This is a genomic window from Streptomyces sp. NPDC017936 (assembly GCF_044328485.1).
Classification (GTDB): domain Bacteria; phylum Actinomycetota; class Actinomycetes; order Streptomycetales; family Streptomycetaceae; genus Streptomyces.
The window spans coordinates 51,533-69,108 of sequence record NZ_JBIRHK010000019.1 but is presented as its reverse complement, the minus strand read 5'-3'; the positions used below and the strand labels follow the sequence as shown (position 1 = coordinate 69,108).

The following is a 17,576-nucleotide window of genomic DNA, read 5'->3' as shown; positions in this document are numbered from 1 at the left end:
GAGCTAGACGGCTGCACCCTCGGTCACCTCACTCAGTCTCAGTTCTGGGTTCCTCGAGGCCGCTTCGAGCGTTGCCTTGTACCCGTCGAGGAGTTCCCGCGCGGCGTCGGCGGTGAAGAGGCCGACTGCGTAGGTCAGATTGACGTCCACTCCGTCCGGACCGTGCGCGCCCCGAGTCCGCTCCACGACCTCGAAGCGGAGGGGGAAGCGCGCGGTGTCGTCCGGGATGCTCTCGAGGCCGGCCGTGAGTCCGGGCAGACCGAGCGCCGGGGCGCGGTTGTTCTGGAAGGCCAGCATCACCTGGAAGAAAGGGACCCGCCCTGTGGAACGCGCCGGGTTGAGCGCCTGGACCAGGTGGTCGAACGGCACGTCCTGGTGGGCGTACACCGCCGTGTCGGTCGTGTGAACCCTGGTGAGGAGCTCGCGGAAGGTGGGGTCGCCCGCGGTGTCGGTCCGTAGGACCAGCGTGTTGACGAAGAATCCGACCAGGTCGTCCAGTGCTTGGTCGGTCCGGCCCGCCACGGGCGTGCCGATGGCCAGGTCGGTACCGTCCCCGCGGTCGGTGAGGACCGCCAGCAGGGCGGCATGGAACACCATGAACAGGCTGACGCCGCTCCCCCGCGCCAGGTCGTGCAGGGCGTGCGCGACGGCGGCGCTGAGCCGGATCCGTACGGTCGCGCCGGGGGCCTCGGCTCGGCCGGCCGGGCCGAGCCCTCCAGGCGGCCACTGCTCCGGCAGGTCGGCCAGCTCGCGCTGCCAGAACCGGGTCTGACGACTGATCTCACTGTCCGGATCAGCCGGGTCGCCGAGCAACCGTCGGTGCCAGAGCGTGTAGTCGGCGTACTGCACCGCCGGGGCAGGCTCGGTCGGCTTGCCTCCCGCACGGCGCGCGGCGTAGGCAGCTGCCGTATCGCGGGCCAGCGGCCCCCACGACCATCCGTCGCATGCGATGTGGTGGACCGTGAGCAGCAGCACGTGCCGTTGTTCGGTGAGCCGGAACAGCCGGGCGGACAGCGGCGTGTCGAGGGTGAGGTCGAACGGCCGGCGCGCGGCCGACGCCAGCTGGTCGGACAGCTCCGGGCCGGTGACGGCGGTCACCGGGAGGCTGACCGGGCACTCCTCGGGGTCGAGGACGATCTGCTGCGGGGTGCCGTCCCAGTCCGGGTACACCGTGCGCAGGCTCTCGTGCCTGGCCGCCACATCGTTCAAGGCCAACTCCAGCGCGTCGACGTCCAGGTCGCCGTCCAGCCGGATCGCGGCCGAAAGGACATCGCTGCCGCGAGGGCCATGAAGTCTGTTGAGGAACCACAGCCGCTGCTGGACGGGACTGAGCGGAATCACGTCCGGACGGGGCTCGGGACGCAACTCGGGCCGGACGGGACCGGAGCCGGACTCCAGCCGCCGGGCGAGCCGGGCGACGGTCGGAGCCTCGAACACCGTCCGCAGCTCCACCTCCGCCCCGAGGTCGGCGCGGATCCGGCTGACGAGCCGCGTCGCGAGCAGTGAGTGTCCGCCCAGATCGAAGAACGAGTCCTCCGCCGTGACCTGCTCCAGGCCCAGCACGTGGGCGAACGCGCGGCACAGCACCTCCTCCGTGCGGCCGCGCGGAGCGCGACCGCGTGAGAGTGCGCCGAAGTCCGCAGCCGGCAGGGCAAGGAGGTCGATCTTGCCGCTGGAGTTCATCGGGATCGTGTCCACGGGGAGGACGAGCGCGGGCACCATGTGCTCAGGCAGCCGTCGGCGCACCGCGTCACGCAGCTCCGCCGGGACCGGTGCCTCCCCGGAACCGGTGGGTGTGACGAACGCGACGAGCCGCCGTTCGCCGTGCCCGTCGGGCTGGTCGACCACCACGGCCCGGTCGACCGACGGATGCGCGGTGAGTACCGCCTCCACCTCGGCCGGCTCGACCCGTACCCCACGGATCTTCACCTGCCGGTCGGCGCGCCCGTGGTACTCCAGACGGCCGTCCGCGCGGCGGCGGACCATGTCACCGGTCCGGTACATGCGCTCGCCCGCGGGGCCGAAGGGGCACTGCAGGAAGCGGTCGGCCGTCAGCTGGGGCTGATTCAGGTAGCCGTCGGCCAGGCCGGCTCCGGCGAGGAACAACTCCCCCAGCACACCCGTGGGCACCGGACGCAGCCAGGAGTCCAGGACGTAGGCCTGGGTGTTCCAGATCGGGCGGCCCAATACGATGTCGGCCTGCTCGTCGCAGACGGCGAACAAGCTGTCCGCGCAGGCCTCTGAGGCACCGTAGAAGTTGGCCAGCCGGGAACCGGGGAGCAGTGCCGTGAAGCGGCGCACCAGGTCCGCGGGCAGAGCTTCGCCGCTGGACACCCACAGTCGGCAGGACGACAGGTCCGTGTTCCGGGACCCGGCGTCGTCCAGGATGGCCCTCAGCAGACTGGGCACCACGGTGATCCGGCTCTCACCGAGCTGTCCGATCAGGTCGACCAGGGCGCTCGCGCTGCGCGCCGTCGCGTCGTCGGCGAGGGTCAGGTGCGCGCCGCCGATCAGGGCGCTCAGCAGTTCCATGGAGCCGTCGACGAAGCTCAGCGTTGTCTTCGCCACCATCGTCTCGCCCGGCCGGAAGGGGAACTCGGCGGTATACCAGGCGATCCGGTTGAGGACGGCACGGTGACTCGCCACCACGCCTTTCGGCCGGCCTGTCGACCCGGAGGTGTAGATGACCGACGCGGGGTCACCCGCGTCCGGACGGGTGCGGCGGTCACCGTCGGTGAGATCGCTCCCGGAGAGGTCGGCGACCGCTGCCGCGAAGCCGTCCGGGACACCCGGGACGGCCAGGACGGCTCCCGCGCCGCCCCAGGAGTCCTGATCGGCCCCCTCGGCAGCGACCACCGCAGCCGGCGCGGCGTCCTCCATCATGAAGCGGATGCGCTCGGGTGGCAGGCCCGGGTCCATCGGGACGTAGGCGGCCCCGCTCTTCAAGGTCGCGAGCAGGGCGACGACCATGTCGACCGACCGGGGCAGCAGCAGCGCGACGCGGCGGCCCGCGTCGGCGCCCGCCTCGACCAGCCGACGGGCGAGCCGATTGGCCCGGGCGTTGAGCTCGCGGTAGGTGACCTGCTGCGTTCCGAAGGACAGCGCCACCGTGTCCGGAGTACGTGCCGCCTGCCGCTCGAAGGCTTCGGCCAGGGTGCCCGGCCGCACCGGGTGGACTTCGCCGTTCCAGCTGTCGACGAGCCGAGCGCGCTCCGCGGCCGACAGCCCGTCGGCCTCGGCCACGGTGCGGACGGTGCCCTCGGCGACCGCGGTCGCCAGCCGGACCAGCCGTTCGGCCCATGTGTCCGCCTCGCTCCCGGACAAGAAGCCCGGCCGGTGGGCGAGCCGCAGCTCCAGGCTCGGTCCGGGCACCGCGGTCAGGCTCAGCGGGTAGTGCGTCGCGTCCTGGATGTCCGCACCCACCAGCCTTATGTCTGGGGCCAGTTCGTCACCCGCGGCAGCGTTCACGGGGTAGTTCTCGAAGGCGAGCACGGTGTCGAACAGGGCCGGCAGCGCCAGCGCCCGCTGCAGGCCCGCCAGATCGACGTGATGGTGGGGCAGCAGCTCGGCCTGGTCCTGGTGCAGGCGCGTGAAGTAGGCCCGCAGCGGCTCGTCCGGCCGGAGCCGCACCGGGAGCGGGACCGTGTTGGTCAGCAGGCCCACCAGGGACTCCGTCCCGGGGAGCTCGGGCGGGCGTCCGGAGACAACGGTCCCCAGGACGACGTCCTGGCTGCCGGTGAAGCGGGCCAGGAGCAGCGCCCAGATGCCCTGCAGCACCACGTTCAGCGTGACCTGGCAGCTTCGTGCGAGCTCGTTCAACGCGGTTGTCGGACCGGGCGGAATCCGCACGGTGACGACCTCGGGGCGCTCCGGCGCTGCGGTGCCCGTCAGCGCGGGTGCCACCAGACACGGTTCAACGCCGTGGAGCGCCGTCTGCCAGGCCGCCTGCGCGGCCTCGGCGTCCTGGGCGGCCAGCCACTGGTGGTACGCCAGGTAGGAGGCGGCCGACGGCAGCGCTTCGGGGGTCGCCCCGCGGGCGTAGGCCTGGAAGACCTCCTGCACGAGCAGGGGGTAGGACCAGCCGTCGAGCACGAGGTGGTGGTTGGTCAGGACGAGCGTGTGGGCTTCCGCGCCGGTACGGATCAACAGGAAGCGCAGCAAAGGCGGGCGGTCGAGGTCGAACGGCCTCGTCCGCTCGTCGGCGAGCAACTGCTCCCGGCGGGCGGTGCGGTCGTCCGCCCCGAGGCCGCAGAGGTTCTCCTCCGCCCACGGTGCAGTGGCACCGCGCACGATGAACTGGATCGGATCGCCGTCGGCTCGGCCGCGGAATCCGGCCCGCAGCGCCTGATGCCGCTGCACGACGACCTCGCAGGCCCGCCTGAGCAGGACGGCGTCCAACGGGCCGGACAGGTCCAGCGTGAGCTGCGCGGTGTAGACGTCCGCGGCCTTGCCGGCCACCCGGGCGTGGAAGTAGAGCCCCGACTGCAGCGGAGTGAGCGGGTAGATCTGCTCCAGTGTGGACGAACGCATGACGGCTACCGCCACCCCTCCAGCTCGGACTCCAGTTCTTCGACCTCCGCCTGGCTCAGTCCCTTGAGGAAGAAGTCGGAGGGTGTGTGGACGCTTGTCCGCATGGTGGCGACGTGGTCGGTGACGTCGGTCAGGGCCTCGCACCACCGGTGGGACAGCTCCTGCAGCTCGCCCCGGTCCACGCACCCGGCGGGCGCGCTCCACAGGGCGTGCAGCTGCGGCTTGCCGCCCTCCTCGACGACCAGGACGTCCAAGGTCAGCGCGTGGCTGGCCGGCATGGCAGCGTCACGGCCGTCGCGCAGCACCTCCACGCCCGGCAGGGGCGCCCAGTCGGCGGAACCGGGCTCGGTCACCCGGCCCAGGTAGTTGAACAGGATCTGCGCCCTGGGCAGTCGACGGAGCTGTTCGGCGGTGCCGCTGTTCAGGTACCGCAGCAGGCCGAAGCCGAAGCCGTCCTCGGGTGCCGAGCGCAGCTGTTCCTTGATCCGGGCCACGGCCGCACCCGCGGCTCTCCGCCGCGCGTGGGCGTCCGTCCGGTCGACGGCGCCGGGGTCCAGACGGGCCGGGTGAACGGTGGTGAACCAGCCGACCGTGCGGCTGGGGTCGGCGCCGGGCAGCCGGGCACCCCGGCCATGGCCCTCGACGTCGACCAGGATGCCGGCGTCTGACGGCCGTCCGCGCTCCGCTCGGTGACGGGCGACGGCGACGGCCAGCGCGCCGAGCACGATGTCGGGGACCGAGCCGTGGAACGCGGCCGGCGCGTCGGTGACCAGCGGCGCGGTGACGACCGGATCGAGGCGGACGGGCAGGCGGACGCTGGAACCGGCGGTGTCGATCGTGGGGTCCAGCGGACGGTTCCCGAGCAGCGGGCCGTCACCGCTCAGGACGTCCTGCCAGTAGGGCAGTTCGGCGATCCGTCCGGGTGTCCGGGCGTCGGCGTGCAGCCGTGCCGCCCAGGCCCCGAAGGAGGTGGGGACCGGAGCGAGGATCACTGGCCGGTGCTCCCGGTACGCGGACCAGCCTGCCTCGATGTCGCGCAGCAGCACCCGCCAGGACACGGCGTCCACCGCGAGGTGGTGGACGACCAGCAGCAGGGCTCCCGCCGCGCCCGGCCCGCGGTCGAACCAGCAGACCTGGAGCATCACGCCCTTCCGGGGCTGCAGCCGGGCGGCGGCCGCCGGGACGCGGGCGGTGGCTGCCGCGGCGAGCTCGTCCTCGCCGTACCCGGCCGCGTCCACCCGCTCGACAAGAGCGGCCGCCGCACCGGGGCGCGGCGAGTCGACCACGAGCGAGCAGTCCGGGGCCACCAGCCGGGCGCGCAGCAGGTCGTGGTGATCGAGCAGTGCCTGCAGGACGACCCGCAGTCCGTCCTCGGTCAGATCCCCGGGTGAACGCAACACCACCGACTGGTGATAGGCGTCCACCTGATCGGAGAGCTCGCCGAGCCAGGCCGTCATCGGGGTGGCGGGCACGGTGCCGGTGAAGCGGTCGTGATTCCCGGGGAGAGCGGTCCCACCGTGCTCCGACACCCGTTCGGCCACCCTGGCCAGGGCCTGCGCGGTCTCGTGTGCGAACACCTGCTTCAAGGTCAGTGCCCAGCCGGCCTCGCGCGCCCGGGCGACGAGCTGGATCGCCATCACGCTGTCGCCGCCGAGCTCGAAGAAGCTTTCGCCGCTGTCGCAGTCGTCCAAGGCGAGGACGTCCCCGAAGAGCCCGACCAGGAAGCGCTCGGCGGCTTCGGTGTCTCCCCGGCCCTCGGCGGCCTCGGTCGCCTCGGCGGGCCGCGCCGCCGGCCGGACCATGGGCTGCGCCGAAGACGCCGCCGCGCCGGGCCACGGTGGCACGGTTCCCGGCCCCTCAGCGTCCGTGATGCGGCGGTGCGGATCCCGGGCCGCGTCCGTCAACAGCCCGACCAGGGCGTCGAGGTACTGGTCCGCGTCCTCGGGGCGGTGCAGTTCGACGCCGGCGTCCAAGTCGACGGTCAGGCCCGCACCCGGCCGACGACAGAGCCCGACAGCCAGGTCGGGCACCGGGCCGTTCGACAGGTTGTGCGCTGTGACGGGCAGCCCGCCGATGGCGAACTCGTGCGGAAACGTCATCACGTTGACAGAGGTCGCGGCGAGTCCCCGCTCACTCCTGCGATAGCCGAGATCGCGGTGCAGATCTTCGGCACGGTACCGCTGGTGGGCCAACGCCTGCTTGATCGCCACGTTTGCCCGGCCGGTGAGGTCGGCGAAGGTGGTCGAGTCCTGGATGCCCAGCCGCAGGGGTACGACGTTCGAGGACATGCTCGGGGTGGCCCGGGCCGTCCGGCCACGGCGTGCGGTGACCGGCAGGGACAGCACCACGTCCTCGACACCGGTGGCACGGTGGAGCAGCACCGCGGTGACGGCGACCGCAGCGGGGGCGACCGAACGGCCGAACGCCGCACGCAGCAGTGCGGCCTGGTCGGTCGAGAGCCGCACGGAGCGGCGGGTCGCCGCGGTGCACCTGCGCCACGGACGGTTCGAGAGCGAGGCGGGCACCGGACGGTCCGCCATCGTCCTCAGCCAGTGGTCCCGGTCCCGGACGAAGTCCGGCGAGCCCGGATACTCCGCCTCCTCCGCGAGCAGCGCGGCCAGCGGCGCGAAGGGGGAGCGCGAGGCCGCCGTCCCACCGACGGCCTCCGAGTACAGGGCGGCGACCCGCTCTGTGAACAGCGCCGCGCCGTAGCCGTCGACGGCCAGGTGGTGGGCGCGCTGGAACCACAGCGTGCGCCGCCCGGACAGGGTCAGCAGCGCGATGGTGAACACCGGCTCGGTGGTGACGTCGATCGGGCGGTTCACCTCCTCGTGCATCCAGCCGAGCGCGGCGGCCTCCGGGTCGTCCTCCGCGCTCAGGTCGAGGAGGGCGACCGGTGTGTCCGGGACCGGGACGAGGAACTGGCGGGGCCCGTCGGGCGAGTCGGCCACCCTGATGCGCAGGGTCTCCGCTTCGAACAGGGCCTGCGACACCGCACGGACGAAGGCCGTGGTGTCCAGTGCGCCGGTGATGTCGAAGTACTCGGCTATCTGGTGACGGCTGCCGCTCGGGTCGGCTTGTTCGGCGAGCCACATGCCGAGCTGCGCCTTGGACAACGGAAGGTGTGCGTGCTGGGGACCGGGCATCTCAGAACCCGCTCAGCGCCTGGACACCGGCCCGTACGGAGGCGGGCCACGCGTCGACGTCGAGTCCGTGTCGGCACAGGAAGGCGTAGGCCAGCCGTTCCAGGCCGAAGCCCACGCAGGCGCTGCGCACGGTGGAGTCCGGACCGTAGCCGATGCCGAACTTCTCGCCGAACAGGTCGTCGTGGAAGTTGAAGGAGGCGGCCGCGACGGTTCGCTCCGCAGCGACCGGAAGCCGCAGCTCGTACTTGAGCTCCATGAGCTTCTGCGACCAGATCCGGGTGGAGGTGTCCGGACCGCCGAAGAACGGGTCGTTGCCCACCTCGCAGAAGCCGGCGAGTCCGAGGTCCTCGATGAAGGCGAAGGTGCGCTGCATGAAGAGCCGGCGGGCGGCCAGCACCTCCTCGCGCTCGCCCATGAAGACGATCTCGCGGATGGTGAAGTCCCACAGCCGTTCGAGACTTGTGGCGTACCCGGCCTCGAAGCGGAACGCCTTGCCCTTGGCCGTGACGACGTGCAGACCCTCGGCGGGCAGCGCGCGGTCCCGGTACTGGTCGAAGGTGTGGTAGCACATGGTCGGCGGCAGGCAGTAGTCGACGTTGCGACATGAGTCCAGCACCGTGGCGTCCAGGCCCCGCTCCCCGTGAGACCGCTGGAACTCCTGGTACACGTCGATGTCGTTGTGCAGGCGGGTGACGAACATCAGGTGGTGCGGGAACGAGGCGGGGTAGCCGGTCGTCTCCAGGGTCCGGGTGCTGATCAGCGTGGGATAGCGGTACTCGACGGGAGCGAAGTCCTGGCGGAGCAGGCCTTTGATGGCGTTGTCGAGGTGGTCCAGCAGGGAGAGCAGAGGTTCGCCGAGTGCGACCAGTCCGTCCCGGGCGGCCCCGACCACCCCGGAACGGTGCAGCAGTTCGAAGGTCCCCTCCTCGGCGGTGTGCTCGTGCGGAGAGGTCCACACCACCTTCGGGAGGGTCGCGCGCTGGTCCCGGACGTCGTCGTCCACCACGCGGTTGATCTTCTCCTCCAGTGAGGCCCGGTCCAGAGGGGCGTCGGACTCCAGGACCGCGCCGACCACCGCGCCGTTCTCGACGATCAGCTGGAATCCGCTGATCTCGCCCGAGACGAACAGCAGGCGGCGCTCGACCTCCTCGGCGAGGTCACCGGGCAAGGTCGTGTGCAGGTCCACCCGGGTGCGGACAGGCCCGGGAACGGCGGCCGGGAGCCGGCCGTCCTGCTGGTACACGGATGTCATCTTGCTCACTCCTGGCCGGTGGGGAAGACGGGGAGATCCACATGGGAGGCGTACGGGCCACGCCGGTGGATCTGTACGACGGGAGACGGGTGGTGCACCGGAGTCTGGGCGTTGTCGCGGTCGCAGCCGGTCACAGTGACGCGCAGACGATGTCCCGGATTGAAGACGTGGCAGATCGGGTGCAGGTCCACGGTGAGCGCCACGGGCTCCTCCGGCAGCTCGCGGCAGCCGTCCTCGGTGCTCGGGAAGTAGGGCAGGCCGAGATTCTCGTACGGCGCGGTGCCCAGCGCGCGGTGTGAGGCCCGGAGCACCCCTTCGGTCACGTAATGCGACTCCCCGTCCGGATCGACGTCCTGGAGGTAGACGAAGAAATCACCGTCCGGGTAAGTGGAGGTGACCCAGATCCGGGCGATCGGATGCCCGGTCACCTCCATGGCCTGCTCCAGGGGCAGGGTCGTGTAGGTCAGGGCGCCGGCGTCGTTCGTGGTCAGCGGCCTGTAGCCGAAGGGGCCGCCGTAGCCGTTCGTCCAACGGGTCGCGTCACCCGAGGAGGCTGTGTAGTCGACCACGAACTCGTCCACTCCGCCGAGCCGGGAGGGAGCGTCGGCGGTGAGCGAACCGTCGTTGACGGAGGCCTGCGGCTCGGCGTCGCCGGCGCCGAAGTACATGCGCTCAGCCCGCACCTCGGGCGGCGGCCACTGATCGGCGGTGCGCCACTGCTCGCCCGGTGGAGCGAACCGCCGGTAGTAGCGGATCGGCGGCTCGTCCATGACACCGGTGTCGATCCCCTTGAGCCAGTAGTCGAACCAGCGCAGGTGCTCCCCGGCCAGGTCGGCGCCCTCGCGACCGTCGTGCGACCAATCGCCGACGATCAGCTTGCGCGGCCCGTTCAGGTTGGCGTGCCACAGGAACGCGTCGCGGACCCAGATGTCGTGCCAGCCGGCCAATTGGTAGACGGCGACCGGCGAGTCACGCACGGCCTCGACCGCAGAAGAAGGGCTCTGCCGTTCGTAGGGCAATCCTTCGTCCCCCGGTCCGCAGCTGTCGCGGAACGGCAGGAAGAGCGCCCTGGCGAACACGTCGGCGTTGTCCTGGTGACCGGCGACCGCCTCGCGCACCGCGTGGTCGTCGTCCCCGACCGGAGCGGCCTCCAGTCGGGTGTCGAGAGCCCGCACTTTGGTGCCCCAGTTGCGGATGAAGTCGTGCCGCAGCACTCCGCCCGGGTAGAGGAAGGAGTACAGGTCGAACAGCGCGACCTGAGGGAAGACGGCCTTCAGGCTGGGCGGGGCCATCCCGGCGGCGAGGAACTGGGTGATTCCGAGATAGGACTCACCGAACATGCCGACAGTGCCGCTGCACCAGTCCTGCGCCGCCAACCACTCCGTGATCTCGTAGGCGTCCCGAGTCTCCTCAGGACTGAACTCCTGGTTCCGCGAGCCGGTGGATGCTCCGCTGCCGCGCGAGTCGGCCGCGGCGATCACGTAACCCTGCTTCAGGACCTCGCGCAGCCACGGCCGGGTGTCCAGCTTGGTGCGCGGGATCCCGTCGACGATGTCCGACCGGTGATAGCGGTCGTGGCACCACAGGGCCGGCAGCGGAGTCCCGACCACCTCCCCGTCGCGCTTGGGACGGAAGACGTCGATAGCGATGCGGACCCCGTCCCGCATGGTCACGTAGTGGGTGGAGGATTCGACGGCGTCCATGTCCTCCAGGTAGGCCACGACCAGGTCCGCGTTCCGGTCGAGGCGTTCGCGCAGAGCGGCGTCCACCTCTCCGGATGCCGCTCGGCAGTGGAGCCGCCCACTGGACGTCCACACCCTCACGTCGGCCTTCCTGAGCTCCAGCAGGAGCCCGACGACACCGGAATCCGGCAAGCCGGCCGACCTGTCGTCATCACGCGTCCGTGCCGTCATGTCACGAGCCTTTCTCTCTCACACCCACCACTGCCGACCGAGGCCGCGCCTGCCCAGCGGCCCACGACCCCGGTCCCGTTCACGCGGACAGCACGACGCTCGACGTCACGAGGCGGACGAGACCGTCCACCGTGCGGAAGTTGTCGAAGTCCATCTGCTCGGGCTTGAGGGTGATCTCGAAGCTCTTCTCGAGGAAGAGCACCAACTGCATCGCGAACAGGGAATTCACGTATCCCAGCGCGAAGATGTCATCGGTGTCGTCCAGCGGGTGGCCGTTGAGGTGCGGGGCCAGGAACTCGCGGATCCGGGTGCGGACATCGTCCTGAGTCATTGCTTCTCCTCGGGTGGGAGTCGGAAGGGGGTTTTCTAGTACGCGTAGAAGCCGTGCCCGCTCTTGCGGCCGAGCTGCCCGGCGTCGACCATCTTCTGGAGCAGCGGGGCGGGCCGGTACTTGCTGTCCTTGAAGCTCTCGTACATGACGGTGAGCGAGTTCAGGATCGTGTCGAGGCCGATGAGGTCGCCGGTCTCCAGCGGCCCCATCCGGTGCCCGAAGCAGCCCTTGAACATACGGTCGACCTGGTCGGCCGTGGCTACGTGGTCCTGGACGCAGAAGACCGCCTCGTTGATCGTCAGCATCAGCACGCGGTTGGTCACGAAGCCCGGCGCGTCCTGGACGACGATCCCTTCCTTGCCGAGCGCCTCGAGCAGGGCCAGCGAGGAGTCCAGGGTCTGCTGACTGGTGTGATACCCCTGGACGACCTCGACCGTGTCCATCAGCGGCACCGGGTTCATGAAATGCAGCCCCAGGACGTCCTGCGGACGCCCGGTGACCGAGCCGACCCGGGTGACCGGGACCGCGGAGGTGTTGACACCGAAGACCACCCCGGGCGCGCAGATCCGGTCGATGCTCTCGTAGACGCCGCGCTTGACGTCCCAGTTCTCCGTGACGTTCTCGACCACGAAGTCCGCTCGGGCGAGCTCGGCCAGGTCGGTCGCCGTGGTGATCCGGTCAAGGACGGCCTCCGGCTCCTCCTCCAGGTGCCGGGGGCGGAACAGCCCCTGGAGCCGGAGGTCGTCCTTCACCTGGGCCACGGCGGAGTCGAGTTGCCGCTGCGAGACGTCAACGAGCACGACGTCGAAGCCGGACTGCGCGAAGGACTGCGCCACGCCGCGGCCGATCGTGCCGGCGCCGATGACACCTACAGTGCGAATGTCCATGAGTCTCTTGTCTCTGCGAGTCGGAGGGAACGGGGACAGGGAGCGAGCGCGACCGGGTCAGCCGCGGGCCGTCTTCCGGTCGATGTGGGCCGCCAGTTCGGCGACCGTGACGTACCGGAAGAGGTCGACCATCGAGACCCTGACCCGCATGGTCTTCTGGATGCTCTGCGCGATCCGGAGCGCCACCAGGGAGTCGCCGCCGAGCGAGGTCGAGCTCTCGTTGACGTTCAGCTCGGTGAGGCCGAGCTCCCTGGCCCAGATCGCCGCCAGGCGGCGCTCCGTCTCGGTGTACGCACCGTCGTCGTGCCCGGACAACCGGACCTCGTCGACCGCCGGAGCCGGCTCCGCCGGAGCACGGCGGCCGGCCGCCGCCTGCTCGGCGGCCAGTCGGCGTCGCACGGCCTCTGAGAGGACCAGCGGTGCCCGGCTCAGCAGACGGTCCGACACTTCTGGTGCCAGGCCCGCGAGCAGTCCGTAATTGATCTCACCGACGATCACTCGCGGACAGGGCGCAGCCAGAATCTCGTCGAGGCTGCTGATCGCGTCATCGATCTCGATCGACCGGAAGAAGCCCTGGTCGCGGTGGACGCCGTGGTCGACCGCCATGCCCGTGCCGAGCCAGTCGGTCCACGCCACGGTGACCGTCGCCAGGCCCCTGGCGCTGCGGTCCTCGGCAAAATGGTCGAGGAAGCTGTTGGCCGCAGCGTAGTCGCTTTGGCCGGCGACCCCGAAGACGGCAGTGGTCGACCCGAAGTTCACCATCAGCCGCGGCGGCTCGTCTGCGGTCACCAAGTCCAGGACGGTCGCCCCCAGTACCTTGGGGGCCATGGTGCGCCGGAACGTCTCCGGGGCCTTGCGTACCAGGAAACCGTCGCCGGCCACTCCGGCGGCGTGCAGGACGCATCCGATCGGACCGAGCTCGGCGCGCACGGCGCGCACGACGCGCTCCATCGCGGTGAGGTCGGTGGCGTCGGCCTGGTAACAGCGCACCAGGGCGCCGTCGGCCTCCAGTTCCCGTAGTGCGGCGATCTGTTCGCGGTGTCGGCCGTCCGTCGCGGCGATCTCGTCCCACTGCTCTCGTGGGCCCGGTCCGCGGCGGCCGACCAGGGCCAGCCGTATGCCGGGAACAGTCCGGCTGAGATGCCGGGCGACGGCCAGGCCGAGCCCGCCGAATCCGCCGGTCACCAGGTACACGCCGTCGGGTTGCTGCCCGGTCCGCAGCGATTGCTCCTGGAGATGGACCGGCGTCAGCTCCGCGACGAACCGCTGCCCGCTCCGCAGTGCGACGTGAGATGTGCTCCATGGCCCGAGCAGTTCGCCGGCTATCACGTCGGGGTCGGCGTTCCGGTCGACGTCGAGGCAGAGCACGGCGGTGCCGTCGTTCTCCTGGCCGATCACCTTGGCCACGCCGAACAGAGTCGCATGCACCGGGGCGGTCGCCGGCTCGGTCCCGGTGACTCGCGCCACCTCCGGGGCCACCACGCACAGGTGCTCCGGCACGGCGTCCTTCGAGGCCAGGGCCTGGAAGAGGTGCAGCATTCCCTCGGCACCGTGGCGGAGCCGGTGCTCCAGCGCCGCCACGCTGCTCTGGACCCCGTCGGCGGGAGCCGCGACGACGACCACCCGGGTGGGGAGGCCGTCAGCCAAGGAGCTGAGCAGCCGGTCGAACCCATGGGCCGTCGGGGGTACCCGCCAGGAGCCGTCCACCGATTCGCTCCACTCCTCGGCGAGTTCGGCGGCGACCACCGGCACGCCTGCGGAGCGCAGCTGCGTGCACAGCCCCGGGGCCAGGCTCCCTGGCTCGCTGATGACCAGGACAGGGCCGTCAGACCCCATGCGCTCCCCGGTGGCGGGGGGCGCCGGAATCCACCGCAGCCCCTGGTGGCGGGCGTGCGGGCGCAGCTGTGCCACCGTCCGCCGCGGGTCGGAGACGCGCTTGACGGTGAATCCGGTGATCTCGACCGCGGTCTCGCCGCGGTCGTTGAACACCGTGACGTCGACCTTGCGGACCTCCGCGCTCGGTCGTTCCCCCGCATGCGAGCGGATGAGGCTGAGGCCCGTCGGCGGCAGGGCGGCGTGGATGCGGAGGCTGTCGTAGCCGACCGGGAGGAAGAACGCGCCGTCGTCCTGGTGGACGCGGACCGCCTCTTCCGATTCGAGGACGGCGAATCCGCCGAACCCGGTGGCCAGGTCCAAAAGGGCCGGATGCAGGACGAGGTCCTGACACTCGGCCCGGTACTCGTCGGGCAGCGTCAGCTCGCCGACGGCCTTGCGAACGCCCACTCGTACCGTCCGCAGGCTGTCCCGCCAGCGTCGGCCGAACTCCATGACCCGGTGCTCGGCCTGCGCCGCACCGAGGTCGACCTTCTGCAGCGCGCACTCGGCACGCAGTTCTGCGAGGTCCTGGACCGGCGGTTGCCCGGCGGCGGTCGTGGAGGTCCTGCCCTGGGCGTGCAAGGTCCAGATGTCCCGGTCCGGATCATGGCTCGCGACGGCGAACTCGGCCCGGCCGTCACCGAGATCGCGGACGGTCGTGTGCACAGTGCGTGGACCTGACTGGGTCACCAGCAGCGGCACGAGGAAGTCCACCTCGGAGAGTTCGGCGACCGCCCGGTCCAGATGGGCTGCGGCCGCTGCCCGTGCCATCTCCAGGTAGGTGGTTCCGGGGACGATCGCCTCGCCGAGCATCCGGTGCTCGGCCAGCACCCAGTGCCGGTCGAGCGAGAACTCGGTGGAGAACACCGTCTGGCCGTGCGAGCGCAGCACGATCTGGTCGAGCAGCGGATGCGAGCCCGGTTCGCCTCGTACGCGGCGGACAGGCGCGGAAGCGAGCCAGCAGCTCTCCCGCTGGAAGGGATAGGCCGGCAGGGGCACCCTGCGCCGCTGCTCGGCGGCGTAGTACCCGGCCCAGTCGGGCTGGACACCGCACAGCCAGAGCTGGCCCAGGGTGCGACGGATCGTTTCGCTGTCGCCGCGCGGGTCGCGGCGGTGCGGAAGCGACGCGGTGACGGTACGGGGGTTGTCCGTGTCCCTCAGGGTCCGGCGGGCCAGCGCCGTCAGAACCTGTCCCGGGCCCACCTCCAGCAGGACGGTCCCGGGTGCCTGGGCGACCCGCTGCACCCCGGCTGCGAACTCCACGGCGGCCCGGATCTGGCGGCCCCAGTAGGCGGGGTCCTGTGCCTGTTCGGACGTGATCCAGTCGCCGGTGATATTGGAGACGAAAGGAACCGTCGGTTCCGATCGCGCGCTCCGGGCCACAGCCGCCGTGAACTCGTCGACCACGGGCGCCATGAGTTCGGAGTGGAATCCGTGCTCGATCTCCAGCGGCCGAACCGGCCACCCCCGTTCGTCGGCGAGGGCGGCGAATTTCTCCACCAGGTCGGTGGCGCCGGAGACGACGCATTCGCGGGGGCCGTTGTGGGCCGCGAGGCTCAGACCCGGCAGTAGGGCCTGCTCGACCTCGACGCGGTCCGCCACGACGCTGAGCATCGACCCGGGGCTGCAGCGCTCCATCAGCTCGCCGCGCAGCGCCACCAGCCGCAGAGCGTCCTCCAGGGTGAACACCCCCGACACGGTGGCGGCCGTCCACTCGCCGAGGCTGTGACCGAGCAGCCGGGCGGGCTCCACACCCCACGCCCGCCACAGCCGGGCCAGCGCGTACTCGACGACGAAGAGCGCCGGCTGCGCCCAGCGGGTGCGCCGCAGCAGGGCCCGGTCGGCCGGGGTGTCCGGGAGGAGCACCTCACGGATGTCCCTGCCGGTCACCGGCTCCAGCAGCCCTGCGCACTCGTCCACCACGGAGCGGAAGACCGGCTCGGTGTCGTAGAGGCCCCGGCCCATGTCCGGGTACTGCGACCCTTGGCCGCTGAACAGGAAGACGATCTCCGGCGGGACCGAGGGGGCGTGCCCGGTCACGACCCTGGCCGGGTCCGCGGACTCGAGCGCCGCCACCGCCGAGTCGACGTCGGCCGCGCACACGGTCCGGCGGAAGGGGAAGGACCGACGCCCGCGGGCGAGGGTGAACGCGGCATCGGCCAGGGCCGGGCGCTCGCGGCGCAGGGAATCGGCCAGCCGCCGCGTCGCCTGCTCCAGTGCCTGCTCGGACCGGGCCGAAAGAGTGAGCAACTCGCAGTCGCGGGGGCTGTCCGAACCCGCCGCCGGCAGCGGCGCCTCCTCGAGGACGACATGGGCGTTGGTCCCGCCGAAGCCGAAAGCGCTCACCCCGGCGCGGCGCACCCGCTCCGAGCGGGGCCAGTCGACGAGTTCCGTACGCACCCGGAACGGTCCGGCCGAGAAGTCGATGTCGGGATTGGGGGTCGTGTAGTTCAGCGACGGCGGCAGCTGGCCGTGGCCCAGCGCCAGCACGGTCTTGAGCAGTCCGGCCATGCCGGCGGCCGCGTCGAGGTGGCCCACGTTCGCCTTGACCGAGCCCAGACCGCACTCGACCGCCCCGGTGAAGGCCCGGGACAGTGCCTGGACCTCGATGGAGTCCCCGATCAGGGTGCCGCTGCCGTGCGCTTCGACGTAGTCGATGCTCTCCGGCTCGACGGCGGCGGCGGCCAGCGCCTCGCTGATCACGGCGGCCTGTCCGCCGATGCTCGGCGCGGTGAAGCTCGCTTTCGAAGAACCGTCGTTGTTGATGGCGGAACCCCGAATCACCGCGTGCACGGTGTCGCCGTCGGCGAGGGCATCAGCCAGGCGTTTGAGCACCACGATCCCCACTCCGTTGCCGAACACGGTGCCCTGGGCCCCGGCGTCGAACGGGCGTACTTGCCCGTCCGGGGAGAGGAATCCGCCGTCGACGTAGGAGTAGCCGGTGTCGGCCGGGACTTTGTAGGACACTCCGCCGGACAACGCCAGGTCGCACTCGTAGTTGAGCAGGCTCTGACAGGCGTTGTGCAGGGCGACCAACGAACTGGAGCACGCCGTCTGGACGGGGAAGCTCGGGCCCTTCAGGCCCAGCTTGTAGGAGACCCGGGTGGTCAGGAAGGCAAGCTCGTTGCCCAGTCCGACGTTCTCCCCGCGCACTTCCTCCCCGTCATCCATGTTGCTCAGGACATTGGTGAGGTAGGCACTGCTGCTCGCCCCACCGAAGACGCCGACGCTCCCGTCGTGGTCGGTCGGGTCGTAGCCCGCGTGTTCCAGGGCCTCCCACGCCGTCTCCAGGAACAGCCGGTGCTGCGGGTCCATGATCTTCGCCTCGCGGGCGGTGTAGCCGAAGAACTCCGCGTCGAAGCGGTCCATGCCCTCGAACTTCGCCGACGCCTTGACGTAGTGGGGATCGTCGATCAGCTCACGTGGGACGCCGGCGGCCTCCAGCTCCGCGTCGGTGAGCGGGGTGATCGACTCCACGCCGTCCCGCAGGTTGGCCCAGAACTCGGCGAGGTCCGCCGCTCCCGGGAAGCGTCCCGACATGCCGATGACGGCGATGCTCTCCAGGCCGGTCTCTCCGTCTTCGACCGGGGTGTGGGTGTCGTGCCCGTCGGTCACTGCTGCCCTCTTGTCGTTCGGAAGCGT

The 17,576-nt window shown here is 71.0% G+C and carries 7 protein-coding genes; all 7 read right to left on the bottom strand.

The window, feature by feature from the left end:
- Nucleotides 1-3: 3 nt before the first annotated feature.
- The 7 genes from ACH4F6_RS32455 to ACH4F6_RS32425 all read right to left on the bottom strand — a co-directional run bounded on the left by ACH4F6_RS32455 (nt 4) and on the right by ACH4F6_RS32425 (nt 17,549).
- Nucleotides 4-4,530 carry an amino acid adenylation domain-containing protein gene (locus ACH4F6_RS32455; protein WP_397963959.1) on the bottom strand — a complete coding sequence of 1,509 codons (4,527 nt, stop codon included), beginning with the start codon at nt 4,528-4,530 and terminating at the stop codon, nt 4-6.
- Nucleotides 4,531-4,535: 5 nt separating this feature from the next.
- Complete coding sequence (locus ACH4F6_RS32450; protein WP_397963958.1) at nt 4,536-7,676, bottom strand: condensation domain-containing protein; 3,141 nt, start codon at nt 7,674-7,676, stop codon at nt 4,536-4,538.
- Nucleotide 7,677: 1 nt separating this feature from the next.
- Nucleotides 7,678-8,928, bottom strand: a complete 1,251-nt coding sequence (locus tag ACH4F6_RS32445) for a hypothetical protein (protein ID WP_397963957.1) — start codon at nt 8,926-8,928, stop codon at nt 7,678-7,680.
- 5 nt (nt 8,929-8,933) lie between these two features.
- Entirely contained in the window at nt 8,934-10,802 is a 1,869-nt protein-coding gene (locus ACH4F6_RS32440) for a CocE/NonD family hydrolase (protein WP_397963956.1), read from the bottom strand.
- A gap of 118 nt (nt 10,803-10,920) precedes the next feature.
- A complete protein-coding gene (locus tag ACH4F6_RS32435; RefSeq protein ID WP_397963955.1) occupies nt 10,921-11,172 on the bottom strand; it encodes an acyl carrier protein in 252 nt (83 codons plus the stop codon).
- 35 nt (nt 11,173-11,207) lie between these two features.
- On the bottom strand, nt 11,208-12,059 hold the full coding sequence (locus tag ACH4F6_RS32430) for a 3-hydroxyacyl-CoA dehydrogenase family protein (protein ID WP_397963954.1): 852 nt from the start codon (nt 12,057-12,059) through the stop codon (nt 11,208-11,210).
- Between the two features lie 57 nt (nt 12,060-12,116).
- Complete coding sequence (locus tag ACH4F6_RS32425) at nt 12,117-17,549, bottom strand: SDR family NAD(P)-dependent oxidoreductase (protein ID WP_397963953.1); 5,433 nt, start codon at nt 17,547-17,549, stop codon at nt 12,117-12,119.
- Nucleotides 17,550-17,576 lie beyond the last annotated feature (27 nt).

Excerpts from the sequence above, each read along its gene's own strand:
- ACH4F6_RS32455 (WP_397963959.1), bottom strand. The coding sequence starts at position 4,530 with ATGCGTTCGTCCACACTGGAGCAGATCTACCCGCTCACTCCGCTGCAG.
- ACH4F6_RS32450 (WP_397963958.1), bottom strand. The coding sequence starts at position 7,676 with ATGCCCGGTCCCCAGCACGCACACCTTCCGTTGTCCAAGGCGCAGCTC.
- ACH4F6_RS32445 (WP_397963957.1), bottom strand. The coding sequence starts at position 8,928 with ATGACATCCGTGTACCAGCAGGACGGCCGGCTCCCGGCCGCCGTTCCC.
- ACH4F6_RS32435 (WP_397963955.1), bottom strand. The coding sequence starts at position 11,172 with ATGACTCAGGACGATGTCCGCACCCGGATCCGCGAGTTCCTGGCCCCG.
- ACH4F6_RS32430 (WP_397963954.1), bottom strand. The coding sequence starts at position 12,059 with ATGGACATTCGCACTGTAGGTGTCATCGGCGCCGGCACGATCGGCCGC.